Below are 13,625 nucleotides of genomic sequence, written 5' to 3' on the forward strand. Positions count from 1 at the left end.
GTCTCAAGAAGAGGACTGAACGGATGACTCTCACCGACCCGGTCAACGCGGCGACCAACGACCCGGCGCACCACACCAAGGTGAAGCTGGTCGACCACGTCAACGCGATCAACTGGAACCGCATCCAGGACGACAAGGACCTCGAGGTCTGGAACCGCCTGGTCGGCAACTTCTGGCTGCCCGAGAAGGTGCCGCTGTCGAACGACGTGCAGTCGTGGAACACGCTGACGCCCGACGAGCAGCAGACCACGATGCGGGTGTTCACGGGCCTGACGCTCCTCGACACCATCCAGGGCACCGTCGGGGCAGTCTCGCTCATCCCCGACGCGCTGACCCCGCACGAGGAGGCGGTGTACACGAACATCGCGTTCATGGAGTCGGTGCACGCGAAGAGCTACTCGTCGATCTTCTCGACGCTGTGCTCGACGAAGGACATCGACGACGCCTTCCGCTGGTCGGTCGAGAACGAGCACCTGCAGAAGAAGGCCTCGATCGTCATGGAGTACTACCGTGGCGACGAGCCCCTGAAGCGCAAGGTCGCCTCGACGCTGCTCGAGAGCTTCCTCTTCTACTCGGGCTTCTACCTGCCGATGCACTGGTCTTCACGGGCGAAGCTCACGAACACGGCCGACCTGATCCGCCTCATCATCCGTGACGAGGCGGTGCACGGCTACTACATCGGCTACAAGTTCCAGCGCGGGCTCGAGCTCGTCGACCAGGCCACGCGCGACGAAATCAAGGACTACACGTTCTCGCTGCTCTACGAGCTCTACGACAACGAGGCCCTCTACACGCAGAGCCTCTACGACAGCCTCGGCCTCACCGAGGACGTCAAGAAGTTCCTGCACTACAACGCCAACAAGGCCCTCATGAACCTCGGCTACGAGCCGATGTTCCCGAAGACCGTCACCGACGTGAACCCCGCGATCCTCGCGGCCCTCTCCCCGAACGCCGACGAGAACCACGACTTCTTCTCGGGGTCGGGCTCGTCGTACGTCATCGGCAAGGCGGTCGTGACGGAGGACGAGGACTGGGACTTTTGAGGATTCATCCGTAAGCATGCGAAAGAAGTTTGAGCCCATCGACGTTTCCGACGTCTTCGTAGCCGGAAACTACCCTGCGCATACATACAATCCGCGCAGCGGCACACATCTGGAATCCGAGATTACGTCGTATTTGCGCCAGCGTGGCAAGTGTTTGGTGATATCAGGCCCAAGTAAGTCTGGGAAGACGGTTCTTGTTGAACACATGCTGCCTCGGTCGTTTGCAGTCTGGATCAGTGGGAATCGGCTAAGGACGATCGAGGACGTATGGTCAGCAATTGTCGATCAGCTTGATGCATATACCGAGGTGAGTAGGTCTGAGTCTGAGGGTTCGGGTGTTGCCCTCGAAGGCAGCGTGACCGTTGGCATTCCTGAGTTTCTACAGGCGAAAGTCGGGGCTCGCCCGACATTCGACAAGAATGAGGCAATTGCTGGGCGTCACGTCAGGTCGGCGGCGAGCACCGTTCTTGAGTATCTTGCGCATACACCAGTGCCAATTGTCATCGATGACTTTCATTACATCGAGGATGAGGGTCTGCGCAAGCAAGTGACGCTCGTAGTCAAGGAACTGATCCTCGCGACGCATGTAATTCTCATTGCAGTTCCGCACGTGGCGTTCGATCCGGTGCGAGATAGTCCCGACATGAACGGCCGGGTATGGGGTGTACGGGTGGAGCCGTGGGAGGTTCAAGAACTCGCCGAGATCGCAGTGGACGGCTTCCGAGTGTTGAATCTCATCGACGCGGATGGCCTGGGCAACAAACTGGCCGAGGCGAGTCTAGGCGCCCCGTTCATCATGCAGCAGCTCTGCCAAGATCTCGTATGGGCAAACAACATCTACGAATCGAATCTCTCCACGCTCCCGCTGTCGCCGCCAAGTTCTTGGCCGGTATTCTTCCGGACGGTCGCGGACCGTCATGTTCCCGGAATATTCGAGAAGCTCAAGCAAGGGCCTCCTACTCGAGGACAGGAGCGCGTCAACCGGCCGTTGAAGGATGGTCGCAGGACTGACAGCTATGGAGCGATTCTGCTCGGCGTGAAGTCGTTGAGCCCTAGGCTGGAGTACCACTACACGGTTCTGTCGAAGGAGCTTGAGAAGTTCTTCAGCGAAGTGCCCAAGAATCAGCAGCTGACAAGCGCGTTGGGTCACATGGCTGAGATCGCACGCAAAGGCCGTGGCACGAGTGACGCCGCCTTCGCCTACAAGGATGACCGAGTGAACGTTGCGGATCCATTTCTTGCGTTTTACCTTCAGTACGGAAGTTGGACGCTACCTGGGCCTGATGCTTAGTAGTTGCGGGCCGCGGGGTCGATTCATCGCACGCCGTACGTGACAATGGGCCGACATGTCAAAGAATGGCCCCGCTTGGCTCACACCAGTAGGTAATCGCCACGCCGGCGGCTGAATGAGACCCGGATCCTGCCTGAAGGAGCAACTTGAGGGCGGCGGCAAAGTTCGCACGCCTCCGCGCGATGCGTGACCTGGAAGGAGTGTAGCCACCTGACCGTGGGCGGTGAATGCAGTATCTTTCGCCTTGCTCAGGGGGTTGCATGGTTCGGCCCTACTGCACGGTGCTCAAGCCCACGTCGAGTACCGCGAAGAGAGATCCCTATCGATGACCATCCGACGGGACATTCATGGCATCGATGCGCGCTCGTGCTGTCGACGACGCCTGTTGCGCTCACCCGCGTCCTCGGCCGCCAAGGCGACAACGGCGCCGAACTCGAAGGGTAGATCGTACTTCGGCAGACCGGCATCCAAGGTCATGCTCGCGACATCAAGCCGGTGGTAATGATGCGCCGCGGCGTTGGCAAGTGGCTGCGCAGGATCAAGGGCGCCTGAGCTCGCGTCTTCTTGGGTCAACGGACGACTCGCCTCAATGCGGACCGCCATCCTCGAGGTGACGACTCCCGCCTCAGCGCCGACCTCCCCGTCGGTCTCCCCTGGAAGGTAGGCGGCAAAGCGGTAGGCCGTCTCGATGATGATCGTCGGTGCGTCGACAGTGTAAGAGCTGCTTGAGAGTTCGTAATCGATCCGGGCTAGGAGCACATTCGACGCGTCCACCTCGAGGTTGCGCCTCCATGATCGCTCGATCGGAGTCACGTCAACGACTTCGAACGTAAGGTCGTCAAGCATCTAGAGCCTTCTCTTGTGCGCTGAGGCGTGCGGTCCATTCGCCCGACCAGCCGTGCAGCTCGATTGCCACCTGGCCCGTGCCGAGGCGTACTCGCCCCCGACTCTCGTCAATTTCGTAGCCAGCGCGCACGAAGGTGTAAGCGGCGTCCGCACCGTCGTGGCCCGCGGCGTACGACACATAGACGTCGTGGTACTCGCGCTTGGCTCTGTTGGCGACTTGGATTTGGGGTGCATCCGGGTCAGTGGGGACTAGTCGAGTGATGAGTCGATATCCGAGTGCTCGGAAGTACCTGGCGAAGGTACTTGCGCGCAGGTCATCCTCGCCGTTCAAGATCTGTGAAACGCGGCCCTCGGTGACTCGGAGTCGCGCGGCGATGTCACGACGGGACAGGTCAGGCCGCGCATCGAGCGCGCAATGCAAGAGAGCATGCATTTGGATGGGAAGCTCTGCCGCTGCTAGCTCCACAGCAAGCTGCGGATCATCCTCGATAGCGTCCAGCAGCGGCCTCTGGCTAGTTCCGCGGGACGGTCGATGGGTCCTAGCCCTCCGGGCTGGCAGGTCGGTCATGTTCAACGTCCTCCTCACGGATTGTCTTGGCCAACTGGATCTCTTCGGGCGGCGCCTTCGGCCCGGTCTTGGGAAACATGTGCGTAAGCCGGATGGTGTAGTCGAAGTCTGGGATCTCCCAGTACCTTGCGCCCTTCGGGGCATCGTCGATATGAGAGATCGGCGCCTTGGGCTCGTAGTTGCCCTCGTCATCGGTGTCGAACATCGGTATCCGCTTGGAGCCGATCTTCCACTCCCACACGCCATCAACCAAGTAGTTCATCGCCCGGCGGTAGAGAGGCTCACCGTGCTGGACGAAGTGCTTGAGATGGGCCAAGAGTTTGAAGTAGTCATCGGGCTGTCGTTCGTCCGGCCACGGATCTCCTTCCACATGGTCTTCATCGAGTCGCCACTCACCCTTTCTCAATCGGGCCAGGGCCTCCGATACCGGAGACGTGCTACCGTCCGCCCTGACGGCGCACTCGACGATGTAGTAGTCGTCGTCGGTGCCTACGAGCAACTCTCGCACAACTTTAGCCATTCCTAAAGTAGGTTCCTGCGTCGTCGGGTCATAGGACCCATGCAATCAGCGACGGGCCGCGGGTTCTGTGACCCATTTTGGGGGTCTGCGGCGCTACGTGGTCGAGCTGCGGACGCGGCTGTTGAGTCGATCTCTGGACGTCGCGAGGCGCTCGGCGCTACGACATACGTCGCAGCGGTCTCGCCGATCAGGGGCCTTGCGGCCGGGTTGTGTGTCGCAAATATCAATCGATGAACTCGCGCCCGAGGTGCTCAAGCCAGTCGAGGGCGCCGTCGACTTGAGCCCGCACGGCTGCTCCTCGACTCCTGGAAGAGTCGAGCCGCACCTGAACCAACGCAGATGAATCACGCCTGATGAAGTCGAGCGCCTCACGCGCCGGGGCCTCTTCTGGCGCCGAGCTCAAGCGATTCAGACCCTGTACGTCCGTCGTCGGATTGCCTCTGTGGAGAGCGGCTCCCGCGGACTACCGTGAGGGTGTGTCCGCTCCTGCGACCGACGCGATTGACGCACGGGCCGCTCACGCCGACGGCGTCGAGCGCCTGCTGGAGAGCTACCGGGCCCTGCCGGCCGCGGCGACGGTGCGGCTGGCGAAGCCGACGTCGAACCTATTCCGGTCGCGCGACCGGGTCGAGGCGCGGGGCCTGGACACGTCGGGGCTGACGCAGGTCATCGCGGTCGACGCGGAGTCACGGACGGCCGACGTGGCCGGCATGTGCACGTACGAGGATCTCGTCGCGGCGACACTTCCCCACGGGTTGGCGCCTCTGGTCGTGCCGCAACTGAAGACCATCACGCTCGGCGGCGCGGTGACCGGGCTCGGGATCGAGTCGACGTCGTTCCGCAACGGGCTGCCGCACGAGTCGGTGCTCGAGCTCGACATCCTCACCGGCGCCGGCGAGGTCGTGACCGCGTCGCCGACGGTGCACGCCGACCTGTTCCACGCGTTCCCGAACTCGTACGGCACGCTCGGCTACGCCGTGCGGCTGCGCATCGAGCTGGAGCCGGTGCAGCCGTTCGTCGCGCTCACGCACCTGCGGTTCCACGACCTCGGCGACCTCATCGACACGATGGACCGCATCGTCGAGACCGGCGCCCTCGACGACGGCACGCGCGTCGACTACCTCGACGGGGTCGTCTTCAGCGCCGACGAGAGCTACCTCTGCGTGGGCGTGCAGACCGCGGCATCCGGCCCGACCAGCGACTACACCGGCCAGCGCATCTTCTACCGCTCCATCCAGCATGCGGATGGCGCGACGCACGACCGGCTCACGATCCACGACTACCTGTGGCGGTGGGACACCGACTGGTTCTGGTGCTCGCAGGCATTCGGCGCGCAGCATCCGCTCGTCCGCCGGCTTTGGCCGCGGCGCTACCGGCGCAGCAGCGCGTACTGGAAGCTCATGAAGCTCGAACGGCGGTACGACATCGGAAACCGCATCGAACGGTTGCGCGGCCGGCCGCCGCGCGAGCGCGTGATCCAGGACGTCGAGATCCCGATCGAGCGGACCGCGGAGTTCCTCGGCTGGTTCCTCGTCGAGGTGCCGATCGAGCCGATCTGGCTGTGCCCGCTGCGACCGCGCGACGACACCGACTGGCCGCTGTACCCGCTCGAGCCGCACCGCACGTATGTCAACGTCGGCTTCTGGTCGACCGTGCCGGTCGGCGCGACCGAGGGCGCGACGAACCGCCTCATCGAGCGCAAGGTCGGCGAGCTCGACGGGCACAAGTCGCTGTACTCCGACGCCTACTACCCGCGCGACGAGTTCGACGCGCTCTACGGCGGCGATGCCTACCGCGCCGCGAAGCGGCGGTACGACCCCGACTCACGGCTCCTCGACCTCTACGCGAAGGCGGTGCAACGACGATGACGACGTCCAAGGAGCGCGGGCCCGGGTCGGCGACGACGGCGGATGCCGCGACGGCGGATGCCACGCCGAAGCCGGATGCCTCGGGCAAGCTCACCCTCGCCGAGATCCTGGAGCTCGTCGCCGGCGGGCAGCTCCCGCTGCGGTTCACCGCGTACGACGGCAGCTCGGCGGGCCCGCCCGACGCCCCGCTCGGCATCGAGCTGAAGACCCCGCGCGGCACGACCTACCTCGCCACCGGTCGCGGCGATCTCGGCCTCGCGCGCGCCTACATCGCCGGCGACCTCGAGATCCACGGCGTGCACCCGGGCGACCCCTACGAACTGCTCCGCGCGCTCGCCGACGAACTGGTGTTCCGGATGCCGCCGCCACGGGCGATCGCGCAGATCCTCCGTTCGATCGGCGTCGAGCACCTGCGGCCGATCGCGCCGCCGCCGGGGGAGGCGCCGCCCCGGTGGCGCCGGGTCGCCACGGGCCGCCGGCACAGCAAGGCGCGGGACGCCGAAGCCATCCACCACCACTACGACGTCTCGAACGCCTTCTACGAGTGGGTGCTCGGACCGTCGATGACCTACACGTGCGCGTGCTACCCGCGCCCCGACGCATCCCTCGACGAAGCCCAGGAGAACAAGTACCGGCTCGTCTTCGAGAAGCTTCGGCTGGCGCCCGGCGACCGGCTGCTCGACGTGGGCTGCGGGTGGGGCGGCATGGTGCGCTACGCGGCGCGGCGCGGCATCCGGGTCGTCGGCGTCACGCTGTCGGAGGAGCAGGCCACGTGGGCGCAGGGCGCCATCGCCGAGGAGGGCCTGGGCGAGCTCGCCGAGGTGCGCCACGGCGACTACCGCGACATCCGCGACACCGGATTCGACGCCGTGTCGTCGATCGGGCTGCTCGAGCACATCGGGGTGCGCAACTACGCGAAGTACTTCCGCTTCCTGCAGTCGCGGCTGCGCACCGGCGGGCTGCTGCTCAACCACTGCATCACCCGGCCCGACAACACGTCCGAGCCCTCGACGCACGGGTTCATCGACCGCTACGTCTTCCCCGACGGCGAGCTCACCGGGTCCGGGCGCATCATCACCGAAGCGCAGGATGCCGGCCTCGAGGTGCTGCACGAGGAGAACCTGCGCCCGCACTACGCGCTCACCCTTCGCGACTGGTGCGCCAACCTCGTCGAGCACTGGGACGAGGCGGTCGACGAGGTCGGCCTGCCGACCGCGAAGGTGTGGGGGCTCTACATGGCCGGCTCGCGGCTCCAGTTCGAGCGCGGCGGCATCCAGTTGCACCAGGTGCTGGCGGTGAAGCCGGACGACCGCGGGGGAATGGGCGACCTGCCGCTGCGGCCGTGGTGGACGGCGTAGGCGTAGGGCGTCCGGAACCGGACTGACGCCGATTCGCGTCATGAGTCGTCGCTGAATCCGTGGAGACGTCGGGGTGAAGTCTCTACTCAGGGGTAGCGGCGCGTCCTTCGATCGGAGATGGTGGTCACCTGCAGAAATCGAGTACCCGTTGGCAATCGAAGACGGCGCCACGGGCGCGACGTGCGGAGGCGCGGGAAGGATCGGGACCCGCAACCGTTGCGTCGAACATGCCTCGCCGACCTGGCGCAGCATCCAACGCAAGATGGCCGGGCAGAGCCCCGGCTGAAGAGGGAACTGGAGGTCGGTCATGCCCTTTGTGACCACGGACGACGGTGCGGAGATCTACTTCAAGGACTGGGGCGACCGCGACGCCCAGCCCATCATGTTCCACCACGGGTGGCCCCTGTCCTCGGACGACTGGGACGCCCAGATGCTCTACTTCCTCGGAAAGGGGTACCGCGTCATCGCCAGCGACCGTCGCGGTCACGGCCGTTCGTCGCAGATCAGCACCGGCCACGACATGGACCATTACGCGAGCGATGCGTCCGCCGTCGTGGAGCACCTGGACCTGCGCAACGCGATCCACGTCGGCCACTCGACCGGCGGCGGCCAGGTCGCCCGGTACGTCGCGAAACACGGCGAACCCCAAGGGCGCGTCGCCAAGGCCGTGCTCGTCGCGGCGGTTCCCCCGCTCATGGTCCAGACCGACGCGAACCCCGGAGGGCTGCCCATCACGGTCTTCGACGGGTTCCGCAGCGCGCTGGCCGCCAACCGAGCCGACTTCTTCCAGGCCGTCGCGTCGGGCCCGTTCTACGGCTTCAACCGCGAGGGTGCGACCGTATCGGAGCCCGTCGTCGCCAACTGGTGGCGTCAGGGCATGATGGGCAGCGCCCTCGCGCACTACGAGGGCATCAAGGCATTCTCGGAGACCGACCAGACCGAGGACCTCGAGGCGATCTCGGTGCCCGTCCTCGTCCTCCAGGGCGACGATGACCAGATCGTCCCGTACAAGGAGGCCGCTCTCAAGCAGCACGAGCTCCTCAGCAACTCGACCCTCAAGATCTACGAGGGCTTCCCGCACGGGATGCTCACCACCCACGCGGACGTCCTCAACGCCGACATCCTCGCCTTCATCCAGCAGTAGTCCAGCTGCTGCGCGAGGAGGAGACGGCGTGCGCACGGGACTGCCCGTGCGCGCGCCGTTTCCGGTCAGTGACCGGATCAGGCGGCGGGTTCCACCTCTACCTGCACCTCGTTGTGGCGCAGGAACCAGGGGGTGAAGGGCGGGTTGAAGCGCGCGAAACGCGGTTCGCCGCGGACCGTGAGCCCTGCGGAGCTCACCTTGGCGAGCAGTTCGTCGCGGTGCCGCTCCCACGACTCCCGCGTCCAGCGACCGCTGAACCGGAGTACGGCCACCAACTGCTCCGGCACCGTCCGCAACCTCACTTCGGGCCGAGTGGGGATCGGCGCCTCGGCCTCGGTGATCCCCGCCGGCAGCACGAAGGCCACGACATGCCCCTCACCGGTCCGCTCCTGCAGCACGGGCGCCGTCATCGCGATCTTCTCCGGCGACTGCACCACCGGCGCCGTCATCTCGATCGAACGGCGGGCGGCGTTCTGACCGCCGATGTAGCCGGCGAGCAGGCGGAAGGCCCGATTGCCGGCATCCTCGAACGGCACGCCCCGCACCACGGTCTCGGCCACGACGTGCGACGGATAGCGGCGCACCTCCCACCCGTCATGCTGCTGGACGACGTCGAACGGCTGCTGCTCGGTCACCTTCCGAGGCTACGCCCGCTTTCGCGGTCATGGCGTGCTCGCGGTGAAGCCCGACGACCGCAGCGGCGAGGGTGACCTGCCGCTGCGGCCGTGGTGGACCCGTGGGGCGTCAGCGACGCCGGAGGTACGCCTCGATGCGGTCGAACGCGCCGACCCAGGCCTGCGACGCGAAGAAGTCGCGGATCTCGGGCGTCGGGAAGCCCGACTGCACGACGCTCGTGAGCGTGCCGCCCTCGACGGGCTCGAAGGTGACGACGACGTGCGTGGTCATGGTCTCGCCGCTCGGGTCGCTGCCCGTCGACTCGGTCACGAGCCGGTGCGGACGGTCGATCTCGAGGAAGACCTGCTCCTCGCGGAAGAGCGTGTCGCGGTCGGGCCCCCACACGGCGACCTGCCGGCCGCCGACGCGCAGGTCGACCTCGATCTCGACGACGCCCGGCTCCTCGTCGAGGATCGAGAACCAGATCTTCTGCTTCTCGGCGTCGGTGTAGGCGTCGAAGACCTCCTCGGGCGTCGCGGGGAGCGTGCGCGAGGCGCGCAGCTCGAGGGTCTCGGTGGTGGTGTCGGCCGTGTGCTCGGTCATGGTGTTCCGTCCTGTCCGGTGTCGTTCCGCGTGCCGTCGCGGAGGGTGAAGTAGGCCTCGAGACCGTCGAGACGGCGCTCCCAGAGGCGCTGGTAGTACGAGATCCACGCCATGGCGTCGTCCAATCGCTCGGCGCCCAGCCGGCACTGCCGGGTGCGTCCGACCTTCTCGGTGGTGGCGAGCCCCGCGTCGACGAGCACGTCGACGTGCTTGCGGATGCCGGTGAGGGTCATCCCCGCGGACTCGGCCAGTTCGCTGATCGTGGCGGGCCCGTCGCCGAGCCGCACCAGGATGTCGCGTCGGGTGGTGTCGGCGAGGGCGGCGAACGCCCGGTCGAGCACCTCATGTTGAACCATGCGGTTCAGTGTAGATCACTGAACCGAGAAGTTCAATATCTGGTTTCGCGAGCGGCGGGGCGAAGGGGTGCCATCGGCGCGCGCACGCGCCTAGCGTGGACGCATGACGATCTCCGAGGCCGACCTCGTCCACCTGCGCCGGGCGGTCGAGCTCGCGCGCGACGCGCTCGACGCGGGCGACGGCCCGTTCGGGTCGGTGCTCGTCGACGCATCCGGCACCGTGCGGTTCGAGGACCGCAACCGCGAGGTGACGGCGGGGGATGCCACGCGGCATCCGGAGTTCGAGATCGCGCGCTGGGCGGCGGCGAACCTGACCGACGACGAGCGGGCCGCGGCGACCGTGTACACGTCGGGGGAGCACTGCCCGATGTGCTCGGCGGCGCACGCGTGGGTCGGGCTCGGGCGCATCGTGTACGTCGCGTCGGCGGAGCAGATCAGCGGATGGCGCGCGGCGGCCGGCGCCGCGGCATCCGCCGTCGCGGTCGTGCCGATCAACGCGGTCGCGCCGGGGCTGCCGGTCGAGGGGCCGGTCGACGAGCTCGTGCCGGAGGTGCGAGCGCTCATCGAACGCGCGGTCGGCTCCAGCTGACGAATCGACCGGGATCGAGACTCGTCGCGTGAGGGACGTTCGGCCCGTGAGCACGGCGGCGCTCGCGCGTAGGGTCGCGGGATGGCTTCGGTGCTCGACCCGACGGGGGCCTCGTGGAACCCGCTCTACCGGACCGCGGGAGTCGCCGGCCTGCTGTTCGTGCTGTGCGGCATCACGGCGCTGACGATCTACGCCGTGGCGCCGCCGCCCATCTCGGGCGGGGAGGCGACGCTTCGGTTCATCGCCGAGCACACGGTCTCGTACATCGTCCTGCAGGTCCTGTGGCTCGTGCCGGCGCTGTTCGGGCTGGTGGTGTTCGTCGGTCTGTTCGTCGCTCTCTTCACGTCCAGCCCGGTGATGTCGGTGCTCGGGCTCACGGTGGGCGGCGCATCCTTCATCGCGCTGCTCGCCGTCCCGGTCACGAGCCAAGGGACCCTCTCGCTGGTCTTCCTCAGCGACCGCTTCACCGCGGCGAGCCCCGCCGAGCAGGCGACGTTCAGTGCGGCCGCCGAGGCGTTGGTGGCCGAGAACAACACGCCGAGCATCGCCGGTGTGGTGACACCGCTCGGTATCCTGCTGATCTCGCTGGCCATGGTGCGGGGTGGACTGCCGCACTGGGTGGGATGGCTCGGGGTCGTCACCGGCGCGCTCGGCCTGGCCGGGGAGGCGCTGCGATTCGCGATGCCGGCGATCTACGCGGTCTACGGGCCCCTGCTGTGGGCGTGGTTCGCGATCGTCGGCGTGGTGCTGCTGCGCCTGCCGGCACGGCGGATTGCCCCACCCCAGCGCCGGTGCGGATGACGCGGCGAAGCGACATCCGTCTCGCTGAAGAGGCGACCCAGGGGGCGCCGCAGTCAGACGCGCGTGATGGCGGGCACCAGGTAGGTCTGGTCGAGGATGGCGGCGGCGGGCTCGTACATGCGCAGCACCGGGCGGAACTCGCCGGCGGGCGCGGGCAGCCAGTTGGCGCGGGCCTTCGCGTCGGCGGGCTCCGTGTGGGAGATGGTGATGACGAGCGAGCCGTCGTCCTCGTAGCGGATGCCGGGGGTGCGGTCGCCGATCGAGTAGCGGTCGATCGGGTTGGCGACGAGGTAGTAGTCGGGCACGTCGTACATCGTGAGCGACCAGAACGCGCCCACCGGGGGCGGCGGGCTCAGGGTGAGCGTGTACGTGTGCTCGCCGGTGAGCGCGTCGCCGCGGTCGTCGACGTACGTCGCGATGTAGGCGGCCTCGAACGCCTGGTTGCCCCACAGCCCAGCGAGGGCGGCGCCCGCGCGCTGCACGATGCGCCGCTCGGGGTCGGCGATCTTGAACGCCGGGTCGTCGAGCGAGCCCACCTCGAAGAAGTCGAGGTTGTAGTCGAACGTGTGGTACGCGAGGCTCCAGCCGTTCACGACCTCGTTGCCGCCGCCCGACGCGACGATGGTCTCGAGCAGGTCCTTGCCCTTGGCGTAGCCCGCCTCCAGCGCGGCATCCAGCTCGGGGTCTCGGCCGTAGGGAGTGGCGCCGGTCGTCGTGAGGCCGAGCGGGGCGAACGCGGCGAACGTGTCGGCATCGCGCGGGGCCGGCGGGAACGCCTGGCTCCACAGCCGCAGCCGGTCGAAGAATCGCAGCGCCTCGCTGAGCCCCGTCGCCTCGCTCGAGGGGAGGCCCTCGGCGGCGGCCGAGCCGATGGGGGTCAGGGTCGTCGCATCCTGCAGCGCATGCACCGCGGGCAGGTCGTCGTCGCCGGCGACCGCCCAGCGACCGACGATCGACGCGACGCGCGTGGGGACGCGCACGACGGTCTCACCGGGGGCCGCCTGGCCGGCCCAGCCGGGCGGGACCAGCAGGTACGTCGCGGCATCCGTGCCGGTCGCCCGATGCCCGATGTACGCGAAGTTGTCGGTCCACGCCGACACGAACTGCAGCACGGAGTACCGGCCCGCGGTGTCGGGCACCTCGAGCCGCACCGGGCCGACGCCGAGATCGAGCTGCGCCATCGAGTACACGGTGTCGTTGTTGATCGTGACGAACGTGTCCTCGGGGCCCGCGAGCGCGCGGGCGTGGCTGAAGCGGTTCCACGGCGCCGCCGCGTTCTTGCCGACCCCGGTCGTCACGTAGCGCTCCACCTGGTCGAGGTTGAACACGAGGGGGAAGCCGAACAGGTAGGCCTTGGTCGCGAGGTCTTCGAGCGGGGTCGACATGGAGCCATCCTCGCGCGGCGGGGTCGGTACTCGCCATCGGACGTGCCGCGCGCAAGCGACGACGCAGGACGATCTCCGAGGCCGACTGCCCGAGGTGCGGGCGCTGATCGAGCGCGCCGTCCGGTCGGGATAGCGACACGCCCGGGTGGACGCCGTGCCTCAGGTCACCCGGTAGGCCGCGTACCGCACCGCGTCGGCGTCGCGGACGCAGGAGGCGATGAACACCGCGTGCTCGAGATGCGCCAGCGCCGCGGCATCCGTCTCGATGGTGATCACGGTGCGGAAGTAGTAGCGGTCGGGTGGGATGTCGTCGCCGCGCAGCAGACCGGCCAGCACCTCCGGCGGCCCGGTGCGGAGGCCGCGCACCTGGAGGTAGAGCAGGTCGCCGCCGGGGGTGCGCGCGCTGTAGCGACCGTCGACCTCGATCGCGCCGTCGTCGCGGACGAGCTGCCAGTCGGCCCCACCGGGGAGGAGCTCGGCGTCGAGGCCGTTGGAGACCTGCCCGCCGAGGATGGGGATGATGCGCCGGTGGCCGGCGCGCGTCCGGCCGTGGTCGGCGAGCGGGCCGAGGCGCACGACCACGTCGAAGGCGTGCTCCAGGGCCGGGACGGTGGGTGCGTGGGTCATCGGGACTCCAG

General features: G+C 67.4%; 15 protein-coding genes. 7 read left to right on the plus strand and 8 right to left on the minus strand.

Annotated features, from left to right (window positions below):
• The first annotated feature begins 23 nt into the window (after positions 1 to 23).
• Together nrdF and JOD46_RS04870 are read left to right on the plus strand one after the other, a co-directional pair.
• Entirely contained in the window at positions 24 to 1,043 is a 1,020-nt protein-coding gene (gene nrdF / locus JOD46_RS04865; protein ID WP_204392045.1) for a class 1b ribonucleoside-diphosphate reductase subunit beta, read from the plus strand.
• Positions 1,044 to 1,059: 16 nt separating this feature from the next.
• Positions 1,060 to 2,334, plus strand: a complete 1,275-nt coding sequence (locus JOD46_RS04870) for an ATP-binding protein (RefSeq protein ID WP_204392046.1) — start codon at positions 1,060 to 1,062, stop codon at positions 2,332 to 2,334.
• A gap of 345 nt (positions 2,335 to 2,679) precedes the next feature.
• Here the strand turns inward: JOD46_RS04870 and JOD46_RS04875 are convergent, their stop codons facing one another.
• From JOD46_RS04875 to JOD46_RS04885, 3 genes are read right to left on the minus strand one after another with little or no spacing between them, the layout of a single operon-like run.
• Entirely contained in the window at positions 2,680 to 3,180 is a 501-nt protein-coding gene (locus JOD46_RS04875; RefSeq protein WP_204392047.1) for a hypothetical protein, read from the minus strand.
• Positions 3,173 to 3,748 carry a helix-turn-helix domain-containing protein gene (locus tag JOD46_RS04880; RefSeq protein WP_204392048.1) on the minus strand — a complete coding sequence of 192 codons (576 nt, stop codon included), beginning with the start codon at positions 3,746 to 3,748 and terminating at the stop codon, positions 3,173 to 3,175. The genes JOD46_RS04875 and JOD46_RS04880 overlap by 8 nt, the downstream gene beginning before the upstream one ends.
• Complete coding sequence (locus JOD46_RS04885; RefSeq protein ID WP_204392049.1) at positions 3,720 to 4,256, minus strand: hypothetical protein; 537 nt, start codon at positions 4,254 to 4,256, stop codon at positions 3,720 to 3,722. The genes JOD46_RS04880 and JOD46_RS04885 overlap by 29 nt, the downstream gene beginning before the upstream one ends.
• 488 nt (positions 4,257 to 4,744) lie before the next feature.
• On the opposite strand from JOD46_RS04885, the gene JOD46_RS04890 reads away from it, so the two are divergent.
• The 3 genes from JOD46_RS04890 to JOD46_RS04900 all read left to right on the plus strand — a co-directional run bounded on the left by JOD46_RS04890 (position 4,745) and on the right by JOD46_RS04900 (position 8,638).
• Positions 4,745 to 6,136: an FAD-binding oxidoreductase gene (locus JOD46_RS04890; RefSeq protein ID WP_307834912.1), complete on the plus strand. Its 1,392-nt coding sequence runs from the start codon at positions 4,745 to 4,747 to the stop codon at positions 6,134 to 6,136.
• Positions 6,133 to 7,494: a class I SAM-dependent methyltransferase gene (locus JOD46_RS04895; RefSeq protein WP_204392052.1), complete on the plus strand. Its 1,362-nt coding sequence runs from the start codon at positions 6,133 to 6,135 to the stop codon at positions 7,492 to 7,494. Before JOD46_RS04890 ends, JOD46_RS04895 begins: the two co-directional genes overlap by 4 nt.
• A 307-nt stretch (positions 7,495 to 7,801) precedes the next feature.
• Positions 7,802 to 8,638, plus strand: coding sequence for an alpha/beta fold hydrolase (locus JOD46_RS04900; protein ID WP_204392054.1), 837 nt, complete (start codon positions 7,802 to 7,804; stop codon positions 8,636 to 8,638).
• Positions 8,639 to 8,715: 77 nt separating this feature from the next.
• Here JOD46_RS04900 and JOD46_RS04905 read toward each other — a convergent pair whose 3' ends face one another.
• The 3 genes from JOD46_RS04905 to JOD46_RS04915 form a co-directional block, all read right to left on the minus strand.
• Positions 8,716 to 9,273: an SOUL family heme-binding protein gene (locus tag JOD46_RS04905; RefSeq protein ID WP_204392056.1), complete on the minus strand. Its 558-nt coding sequence runs from the start codon at positions 9,271 to 9,273 to the stop codon at positions 8,716 to 8,718.
• A gap of 109 nt (positions 9,274 to 9,382) precedes the next feature.
• Positions 9,383 to 9,856 (minus strand): SRPBCC family protein, encoded by a 474-nt coding sequence (locus tag JOD46_RS04910; RefSeq protein ID WP_204392058.1) that lies wholly within the window; start codon positions 9,854 to 9,856, stop codon positions 9,383 to 9,385.
• Positions 9,853 to 10,212: an ArsR/SmtB family transcription factor gene (locus JOD46_RS04915; protein ID WP_204392060.1), complete on the minus strand. Its 360-nt coding sequence runs from the start codon at positions 10,210 to 10,212 to the stop codon at positions 9,853 to 9,855. Before JOD46_RS04915 ends, JOD46_RS04910 begins: the two co-directional genes overlap by 4 nt.
• Before the next feature lie 103 nt (positions 10,213 to 10,315).
• On the opposite strand from JOD46_RS04915, the gene JOD46_RS04920 reads away from it, so the two are divergent.
• A complete protein-coding gene (locus JOD46_RS04920; RefSeq protein ID WP_204392062.1) occupies positions 10,316 to 10,801 on the plus strand; it encodes a nucleoside deaminase in 486 nt (161 codons plus the stop codon).
• 81 nt (positions 10,802 to 10,882) lie between these two features.
• Positions 10,883 to 11,602 carry a DUF4386 family protein gene (locus tag JOD46_RS04925; protein ID WP_204392064.1) on the plus strand — a complete coding sequence of 240 codons (720 nt, stop codon included), beginning with the start codon at positions 10,883 to 10,885 and terminating at the stop codon, positions 11,600 to 11,602.
• Between the two features lie 53 nt (positions 11,603 to 11,655).
• On the opposite strand, the gene JOD46_RS04930 is transcribed toward JOD46_RS04925, so the two are convergent.
• On the minus strand, positions 11,656 to 12,987 hold the full coding sequence (locus tag JOD46_RS04930; RefSeq protein ID WP_204392066.1) for a DUF1254 domain-containing protein: 1,332 nt from the start codon (positions 12,985 to 12,987) through the stop codon (positions 11,656 to 11,658).
• Positions 12,988 to 13,146: 159 nt separating this feature from the next.
• Positions 13,147 to 13,614 carry a DUF3237 domain-containing protein gene (locus JOD46_RS04935; RefSeq protein ID WP_204392068.1) on the minus strand — a complete coding sequence of 156 codons (468 nt, stop codon included), beginning with the start codon at positions 13,612 to 13,614 and terminating at the stop codon, positions 13,147 to 13,149.
• Positions 13,615 to 13,625: the final 11 nt, after the last annotated feature.

This window comes from Agromyces aurantiacus (assembly GCF_016907355.1).
GTDB lineage: Bacteria > Actinomycetota > Actinomycetes > Actinomycetales > Microbacteriaceae > Agromyces > Agromyces aurantiacus.

Coding starts and splice junctions, on each gene's coding strand:
- JOD46_RS04935 (WP_204392068.1), bottom strand. CDS start 13,614: ATGACCCACGCACCCACCGTCCCGGCCCTGGAGCACGCCTTCGACGTG.
- JOD46_RS04925 (WP_204392064.1), top strand. CDS start 10,883: ATGGCTTCGGTGCTCGACCCGACGGGGGCCTCGTGGAACCCGCTCTAC.
- JOD46_RS04875 (WP_204392047.1), bottom strand. CDS start 3,180: ATGCTTGACGACCTTACGTTCGAAGTCGTTGACGTGACTCCGATCGAG.
- JOD46_RS04900 (WP_204392054.1), top strand. CDS start 7,802: ATGCCCTTTGTGACCACGGACGACGGTGCGGAGATCTACTTCAAGGAC.
- JOD46_RS04930 (WP_204392066.1), bottom strand. CDS start 12,987: ATGTCGACCCCGCTCGAAGACCTCGCGACCAAGGCCTACCTGTTCGGC.
- JOD46_RS04910 (WP_204392058.1), bottom strand. CDS start 9,856: ATGACCGAGCACACGGCCGACACCACCACCGAGACCCTCGAGCTGCGC.
- nrdF (WP_204392045.1), top strand. CDS start 24: ATGACTCTCACCGACCCGGTCAACGCGGCGACCAACGACCCGGCGCAC.
- JOD46_RS04895 (WP_204392052.1), top strand. CDS start 6,133: ATGACGACGTCCAAGGAGCGCGGGCCCGGGTCGGCGACGACGGCGGAT.
- JOD46_RS04880 (WP_204392048.1), bottom strand. CDS start 3,748: ATGACCGACCTGCCAGCCCGGAGGGCTAGGACCCATCGACCGTCCCGC.
- JOD46_RS04915 (WP_204392060.1), bottom strand. CDS start 10,212: ATGGTTCAACATGAGGTGCTCGACCGGGCGTTCGCCGCCCTCGCCGAC.
- JOD46_RS04920 (WP_204392062.1), top strand. CDS start 10,316: ATGACGATCTCCGAGGCCGACCTCGTCCACCTGCGCCGGGCGGTCGAG.
- JOD46_RS04870 (WP_204392046.1), top strand. CDS start 1,060: ATGCGAAAGAAGTTTGAGCCCATCGACGTTTCCGACGTCTTCGTAGCC.